The organism is Winogradskyella poriferorum (assembly GCF_050618035.1).
GTDB classification, from domain to species: Bacteria; Bacteroidota; Bacteroidia; order Flavobacteriales; family Flavobacteriaceae; genus Winogradskyella; species Winogradskyella poriferorum_A.
In genome coordinates this window covers 1-276 of the sequence record NZ_JBODPY010000031.1, presented here as the reverse complement: position 1 = coordinate 276, position 276 = coordinate 1, and the positions used below count along the sequence as shown (strand labels likewise).

At 46.0% G+C, this 276-nt stretch carries 1 protein-coding gene; it reads left to right on the top strand.

Annotated elements, in window-relative coordinates; genetic code table 11:
* Positions 1–46: 46 nt before the first annotated feature.
* Positions 47–276 (top strand): hypothetical protein (locus ACRHOC_RS14800; protein WP_431159401.1); only part of this gene is annotated, 230 nt, incomplete at its 3' end.

Sequence of the window (276 nt, the reverse complement as noted above, 5' to 3'; positions counted from 1 at the left end):
AGATGCGCCACGTTCATTAATTTCCTTATGGGAAACGTGGGAGTCAATGCAGCACCAAGGTAATAGCCGTTCATTACGCGAATGGTTGCATGATAGCCAGTTCGACTTACAAGAAGCGCACACTCAATATGCTCATGGTGTGTTAGATTTGACCCAACGTGCATGGGCAGAAGAGTTATACCTAAATATTTGCCGCCGCATTCAACAGGATTTAGATCCAAGCAATCGTGCTCATCGTCCGATAATCGACGAACTCCAAGAGCGCATGGCTGATAA